This window comes from Rhodoferax sp., assembly GCF_039922535.1.
Lineage (GTDB): Bacteria > Pseudomonadota > Gammaproteobacteria > Burkholderiales > Burkholderiaceae_C > Rhodoferax_B.
The window spans coordinates 1-7,214 of record NZ_JBDTEM010000343.1 but is presented as its reverse complement, the minus strand read 5'-3'; the positions used below and the strand labels follow the sequence as shown (position 1 = coordinate 7,214).

The window sequence follows — 7,214 nt, the reverse complement described above, 5'->3', positions numbered from 1 at the left end:
GTCGGCCAGCATGGCCATCAGGCGCTGCTGGTTGGGCTCGGTCACCTTCAGGCCCTTGATCGGCACGATGCGGTTGTCCGCCAGGCGGGCCTGCACCGAGGTGTCATCGACCATCGCCTTGATCAGGCCGAAGGCCAGGTCGGGCGTTTTGCAGGCCTTGGAGATGCTGTAGAAGTTGTCTCCCACGGTGCCCACCACGCCGGTGCCGCTCTTGCCGCCGGGCAGGCTGGGGAAGGCGAAGAAGTCGAGCTTTTTGGAGAATTCGGGGTTCTCGTTTTTGATGGTGGCACCCTCCCAGCTGCCCATCAGCTCCATGGCGGCCTTGCCCGAATACAGCAGGCGGCGCGAGCTGCCAATGTCGTAGTCCAGCCCGTTGAAGCCCTGGGCGAAGGCCCCGGCCTTCACCAGCTCTTGCAGGCGCTTGCCCGCCTCGACGAAGGCCGGGTCAGTAAAGCTGCCGCCAGGGGCGCGATCGGCCGCTTTGCGGAACACCTCGGCACCGCCAATCCGGTCCACCAGGTACATGTAGAACATCGAGCCCGGCCACTTGGCTTTATTGGCCAGGGCAAACGGTGCCACGCCGTTGGCCTTCAAGGTTTCCACCGCCTGCAGCAGCTCGGCCCAGGTCTTGGGCGGCTGGATCTTCAGCTTGGCAAACAGCTCGGTGTTGTAGTAGACGACGGCCAGCGAGGTGTTTTCGGCGGGCACGCCGTAGGTTTTGCCATCGGTCTTGGCGGTGTCGAATGACGAGGCCACGAAGCGCTCGCGGAAGGCCTCGTCCTTGGCCAGGTAGGGCGACAGGTCGGTGACCTGGCCGGCGCGTACGTACTCGCGCAGCGGGCCACCGCCCCAGCTGGAAAACACACACGGCGGCTCGTTGGCACCAAAGGCGATCTTGATCTTGGTTTTGTACGGGTCGTTCAAGATGGCCGAGCGCACCACCTTCACCTGCGGGTTGGCTTTTTCAAAGCGGGCCTGGGCTTCCGCCAGGATCTTGGACGGCACCGGCTGGACCTGGATGTCCCACTCGGTCAGGGTCTCGGTGCCCTGGGCGTATACCGGCGTGGCGCAAGCGGCCCAGGCCAGACCGCAGGCGGCGAGCGGCAGTTTCAACATCTTGGCGGATTGCATGTTTTGTCTCCTTGTGAAAAGGGGGTGGTTTTTTGCTGAGAGACGTAACGTTAGCGCTAACGTTAAAATTACGAATCGGGTCAAACCCTTGGAATCTGACGTTGATAATCAGCCCATCGTCTGCCCTACCGAACTACGCCCGCCAGTGCCCTCCATGCCCAAAACCTCACCGACCCTGGCTGAAATTGCCGCTGCAGCGGGGGTTTCCTCGATGACGGCATCGCGTGCGATGAACAACCAGCCTGGTGTCTCACGCAGCACCCGCGATGCCATCCTCAAGCTGGCCAACGACATGGGCTACGTGGCCAACCGCAGCGCGCAAAAGCTCTCGGGCGGGCGCAGCCGGGTGATTGGTTTGCTGGCCGCCGAAATGGACGGCGCTTTCACCGGCGCGCTGGTCTCGGCGGCGGTGCGGGCGGTGGCGGCGGTGGGCTACGAGGCGCTGATTTATTCGCTGACCGACCGCGCCCAGCGGCCGAATGACAGCGTGCTGCAACTGCTACAGCAAGTGACCGATGGCGTGATCGCCATCCTGCCCTACCAGTTTGGCTACGTGGAAGCCCTGAGCGCGGCCCAGGTGCCGGTGGTCACCATCGACCAGCACACCGAGCACGCCGAATTCCCCTCCATCGCCTCCGACAGCTACGGTGGCGCGCGCAGCGCCATGCTGCACCTGGCCGAGCTGGGCCACCAGCGCATCGCCTTCATCACCGGCGACGAGCGCATGAACTCGGCCCGCGACCGGCACCGCGCTTTTGATGACGCGGTCGCCATCCTCGGGCTGGACCGCGACCCGGCCCTGGTCCTGCGGGGCGACTATTCGCTGGGCAGTGGCCGCGAAGCCGCGCAGCAACTGCTGGCGCTGCCGGTGCGCCCCACCGCCCTGTTTGCCTCTAACGACCTGAGCGCTTTTGGGGCCATGTCGGTGCTGCAATCGGCCGGGCTGCGGGTGCCGCACGATATTTCGGTAGTGGGCTTTGACGACCTGGAAGCCGCCTCCCTGGTCCACCCCGGCCTGACCACCGTACGCCAACCCATGGCCGAAATGGGCCGCGCCGCCGCCAACACCCTGCTGGCCCTGATCGCCGGGCTGGATGTGGCTACCCAGCAGGTTAGCCTGCCCACTGAGCTGGTGGTGCGGGCGTCGACTGCGGCCTGCCAGCGCAGTGGTAAGAAAAAAATATAAAAATGATAGCTGTCAACGCAGGTGGAATATGCGCTAGGTGGCTATTTCCTTTGTAAATTAAAATTACTCTCCACGCTGAATCTCGGTCAATCCATTGCCAGCTCCACCTTGCGCCCGGCCCGCGCCGCCAGCGTAATCAGCATATCCAGGCTAAATTTGTCCCACTTGCCGCGCAGCAGGTCACTCACGCGCGACTGGGCGATGCCAAAGCGTTCGGCGGCTTGCGCTTGCGTCCAGCCCTCGGTTTGCACCAGCAGCCGCAAACGGCCCATCAGGTCGGCCCGCAGCGCCATCACCGCCGCCTCGCCGGGGCCAAAACCCAGGTCGGTGAACACATTGCCGCTAGACGGGGTGACTTGTAGGGATTCCATCATTTATTCTCCAATCAGCTTGTAACGGGTGGCCGCTAAGTCAATGTCGGCCTTGGCGGTCTTTTGGGTGGTCTTGTGGAAGCAGTGCAGCACAAACACAGCATCGGCCTGTTTGGCCACGTAGATCACGCGCCATTGGCCTTGCAACTTGATGCGCACTTCTCAGGCCCCTGCCCCCACTGTGGGCATGGGCTTGAAGTCGCGGGGCATTAAACCCAGTTGTACTTGCCACAGGTCAAACCCGGCCTCACGCCGCGCCTCTTCTGGAAAGGCAATTAGGTCTTTCAGGCTGCTGCCAACAAATCGAAGGGCTTTCATGGGTAGGATTATAAAAATACTTTGATAATTTATCAAAGTATTTTTATAAACAGCGATGCGCTTCGGCAAATTTCTATCTTAAACGCTATCTAAACCGTAGCTGCCAGCGCAGGTGCAATATGCGCTGGAAGCCCATTTCTATTTGAATTCGTCTCGGCCATGCGTTGGCGTGGGCTCCAATGGTGTGCCCGCAGGCAACGCCTCCCGCTACAGTGCTTGCAGGCCAGTCCAGCGCCAGCGCTTTCGTCTACTCTTACTTTGCCCCCAGGAGGTCCCCCATGCCCGCTGCCGAAATCACCACCACCCGCACCGTCCATGCGCCGCGCCAGCGGGTGTGGGATATGTTGACCCAAGCCGAGCACATTGCGCTCTGGTGGGGGCCGAACGGCTTCACCAACACCATCCAGTCCATGGACGTGCGCGAGGGCGGGCTGTGGCGCTATGTGATGCACGGGCCTGCGGGCGCGGACGGTAGCCCGGGCACCGACTACACCAACTGGATCCGCTACACCACGCTGACCCCGCCCGCCCACATGGCCTATGCCCATGGCGGTGACGATCCAGAGCATGCCGAATTCCACGCCACCATCGACCTGCAGGATCTGGGCGAGCGCACCCAGGTCACGCTGCGCCTGCTGCTGGCCAGCCCCGAGCAGCAGGCGCAGCTGGTAGCAGCGGGTGCGGTGCAGGGGGCCGAGCAAACCCTGGCGCGGCTGGGTGCCTATGTATCGGCCACGCCGGATGCCGAGTGTTTCCGCATCAGCCATAGCTTCAACGCGCCCTTGGCTGCCGTCTGGCAGGCATGGAGCGAGCCCGCGCGCTTCGCCCAATGGTGGGGCCCCGGCGGCAGCACGCTGCAACTCAAGACCATGGACTTTCAGCCCGGTGGCCTGCTGCACTACGCCATGTGCTGGGGCGGCGTGCCCGCCATGTGGGGCAAGTTTGTCTACGGCCAGATCGTGCCGCAGCAGCGCATTGTGTTCACCAACGGCTTCTCCAACGAGGCGGGCGACACCACCCGCGCCCCGTTCTTTGACGACTGGCCGCTGCAGGTGCTCAACACCGTGACTTTCACCGAAGAGGGCGGCCAGACCACCGTAGCCCTGCACGGCGGCCCCATCTGCGCCACGCCCGCCGAGCGCAGCCGGTTTGCCGAGAACTTTGAGTCGATGCTGCAGGGCTTTGGCGGCACGTTTGCGCAGCTGGAAGCGTATTTGCTACGGAAAGAGTAGCTGCCAGCGCAGGTGCTATCTGCGCTAGAGCCTGATTTCTTTCAAATTTCCCGCCGCAATCGCCCGGAACCCATCCGAGATACGCGCATCGCCTGCGGCAGCGGCCCAGAACACCGCAGCCAGTCGTTTGGCCCGCGCCCGCTCTGGCCGCGTGGCGGTGGTGGGTTGCAGGCGACGCACCGAAGCGGGTCAAAGTGTGCGAGAGTCCCGGTCTGTCGCAACATCGGTATTGCGTTGGCGGTGCGGTGTGATACTTGCTTAATCTCTAGGCAAGTCCAGCCCGTTACGCATGGGCGCTACCGCCCGCGTAGTTTCATTTTTACTCCTTTTCTCCAGGGAGACGTATGCTTACAGGGAACGGATTGTTGGATCGGGAGGCTTGGTGCTTTTGATGCAAAACAGCACGGGCATGCTGGTCGATGCCCCAAGCCTGGCCTGGGTTTTACTCGGCAAGGGGCTCGATCTGTACCAGGACGGTGTGTTCATCCTCGGCGAGGATGGGCGCTTTGTCTACGTCAATGATGCCGCAACGCGCGCTTTGGGATACCGCCGCGAAGCGTTGCTGGCGATGGGACCGCCGGATATAGACCCGAATATTTCCAGGGAGCAGTGTCTGGACATACTGCAAAACCCCCATGGGCAGGCTTTTGTCATAGAAACGGTGCACCAGGCGCAGAGTGGTGACCTGATTCCGGTGCAGGTGCATGGCGTGACGCTGCAGTTAGACGGGCGGTTGTTTGCCGTGTCCATCGTCCGGGATATGACGGAATCCAAGCGGATACAGGCGGCACTGCTGCAGCGCCAGCAGTATTGGCGCACCTTGCTGGACGAATTTCCCTTCTTTGTCTGGCTCAAGGACGAACAAAGCCGCTTGCTGGCGGCCAACACCGCTTACGCCAGAGTGGCAAGGGTCGCGTCCACTGCGGAGCTGGAAGGCCGGACTGAATTCGATTTTTTCCCGCCGGATTTGGCCGAGATCTATGTGGCCGATGACAAGGCCGTCATGGCAGCGGGCGTAGCCCACTACGTGGAGGAGCTCTACGTCGATGAGCACGACCAACGGCGCTGGATGGAGGTGTGGAAGTCTCCGCTGCATGAGCATGGCAAGGTGGTGGGCACGGTGGGTTATTCCAGAGACATCACGGACCGCAAGCATACCGAGAGTGAACTCCAGAAAGCTTTGGCCTTTGCGCAGGGGGTCATTGATGCTTTCCCCGACCTTTTGTTCGAAACGGACCGGGATGGCCGCTACCTGAATGTATGGACACGTAGCCCCGAGTTATTGGCCCTCAGCCGGGAGGCTATGCTGGGCCGGACGCTGCAAGAAGTGCTGTCGCCCGAAAGTGTGGCCATTGCCGAAATCGCCTACATAGAGGCAGAACAGACTGGGATTTCTTTAGGCCATGTCATCGCGGTCATGACGCCTATGGGCATGCACTGGTTTGAGTTGTCGGTGTCGCAAATGCGTACCACCGGCGATGCGCGGCCGCATTTCATTACCGTTTCGCGTGATGTGACGCAACGGCTGGCGTTGCAGCAGGAGTTGACCAACCGGGAGCACGAGTACCGAACCTTGGTCGAAAATTCACCAGACGTGATTGCCCGTTTTGACGTGCAATTCAGCTGCCGTTATGCCAATCCGGTGCTGCTTCGGGCCCTAGGGCGATCCAGCAGGGGGGCGCTCGGATGTTCGCCAGAGGCGCTGTGGGGTGTGGAGACCGGGGCGGCGCTGGCGCAGCGTTTGGCTTACGTCATAGATAGCAAGGAATCGGTGGAGTTTGAACAGCACTGGATCGATGCCTTGGGTCGCGACATCTGCAGCTTGGTGAGTTTGACCCCTGAAGTCGGCAACGACGCCCATGTCAGTAGCATTTTGATGGTGGGGCGCGATATCAGCGAACTCAAAGCCTACCAGGACAAGATCCATCAGATGGCGTTTTACGACCCGCTGACGGGGATGCCCAACCGGGTGCTATTCAATGACCGGCTGGCGCAAATGCTGAAGGATGCGGCCTACCACCACTACCAGGCCGGTGTGATGGTGGTGGATCTGGATCGCTTCAAGCAGATCAATGACACCATGGGCCATGCCGCAGGAGACGCCTTGCTCAAAGAAGTGGCCGTGCGCCTGCGTGCCAGTGTGCGGAGCTATGACACCGTCGCTCGGCTAGGCGGGGATGAATTCGGTATTTTGTTGCCGCAAATCCGTGCGGGGGGCGATCTGACGCGCGTGGCGGGCAAGGTGCTGGCTGCCTTCAACCCGAGTTTTTGGCTGGAAGGGCGGGAGATTTTTGTCTCCTGCAGCGTAGGTATTGCGGTGTACCCAACGGACAGCGAGGTGGCCGAAGAGCTGCTTAAGTACGCGGACTCCGCGATGTACTCCGCCAAGCGCAGCGGGCGCAACGACTTCCGGTTTTATTCCAAGGACTTGACGGTGCACGCCCAGGAGCGGCTGACGCTCGAGTCCGACTTGCGCCGCGCGCTGGAGCGCGGCGAACTGGCGCTGTACTACCAGCCCAAGGTGCTGCTGGAGTCTGGCGCCATGGTCGGGTGCGAGGCGTTGTTGCGCTGGAAGCACCCCCGCCTGGGCATGGTTCCGCCGGACCAGTTCATCCCGGTGGCAGAAGACTCTGGCTTGATCAACGCGCTGGGGGCCTGGGTGCTGCGCGAATCCTGCTTGACCGCCGTCATCTGGAATGCTGCGGCAGCGCTGCCGCGCAAGGTGGCGGTCAACCTGTCAGTCCGGCAAATACAGGTGCCGGGCTTGATCGCGCAGGTAGCGGGCATCCTGTCTGAGACCGGTTGCCAGCCCCAATGGCTGGAGTTCGAAATCACCGAAAGCCTGCTACTGGACGAGGATGGCCTCGTGGTCAGCGCCTTGCAGGCGCTGCGCGACATGGGTATCACCATCGCCATTGACGACTTTGGCACCGGCTATTCGGCCTTGTCCTATCTGGCCCGGTTTCCCATCGACAC

5 protein-coding genes and 1 pseudogene are annotated in these 7,214 nt (G+C 61.9%); 3 read left to right on the top strand and 3 right to left on the bottom strand.

What is annotated here, in order from left to right; all coding sequences use genetic code 11:
* Positions 1–1,131, bottom strand: a 1,131-nt coding sequence (locus tag ABI213_RS16335; RefSeq protein WP_348027869.1) for an extracellular solute-binding protein, incomplete at its 3' end; no start/stop codon positions are given.
* 154 nt (positions 1,132–1,285) lie between these two features.
* Between ABI213_RS16335 and ABI213_RS16330 the strand changes: the two genes are divergently transcribed.
* Positions 1,286–2,317 carry a LacI family DNA-binding transcriptional regulator gene (locus ABI213_RS16330; RefSeq protein ID WP_348006575.1) on the top strand — a complete coding sequence of 344 codons (1,032 nt, stop codon included), beginning with the start codon at positions 1,286–1,288 and terminating at the stop codon, positions 2,315–2,317.
* 86 nt (positions 2,318–2,403) lie between these two features.
* On the opposite strand, the gene ABI213_RS16325 is transcribed toward ABI213_RS16330, so the two are convergent.
* Positions 2,404–2,688 carry a helix-turn-helix transcriptional regulator gene (locus ABI213_RS16325; protein ID WP_348006576.1) on the bottom strand — a complete coding sequence of 95 codons (285 nt, stop codon included), beginning with the start codon at positions 2,686–2,688 and terminating at the stop codon, positions 2,404–2,406.
* A 3-nt stretch (positions 2,689–2,691) separates the two neighbouring features.
* Positions 2,692–3,006: pseudogene (locus ABI213_RS16320) on the bottom strand (type II toxin-antitoxin system RelE/ParE family toxin).
* 278 nt (positions 3,007–3,284) lie between these two features.
* Between ABI213_RS16320 and ABI213_RS16315 the strand changes: the two are divergent.
* Together ABI213_RS16315 and ABI213_RS16310 are read left to right on the top strand one after the other, a co-directional pair.
* Entirely contained in the window at positions 3,285–4,238 is a 954-nt protein-coding gene (locus tag ABI213_RS16315; RefSeq protein WP_348027867.1) for an SRPBCC domain-containing protein, read from the top strand.
* A 391-nt stretch (positions 4,239–4,629) separates the two neighbouring features.
* The coding region (locus tag ABI213_RS16310) for a PAS domain-containing protein (RefSeq protein ID WP_348027865.1) at positions 4,630–7,214 on the top strand (2,585 nt) is incomplete at its 3' end.

Coding starts and splice junctions, on each gene's coding strand:
- ABI213_RS16330 (WP_348006575.1), top strand. CDS start 1,286: ATGCCCAAAACCTCACCGACCCTGGCTGAAATTGCCGCTGCAGCGGGG.
- ABI213_RS16315 (WP_348027867.1), top strand. CDS start 3,285: ATGCCCGCTGCCGAAATCACCACCACCCGCACCGTCCATGCGCCGCGC.
- ABI213_RS16325 (WP_348006576.1), bottom strand. CDS start 2,688: ATGGAATCCCTACAAGTCACCCCGTCTAGCGGCAATGTGTTCACCGAC.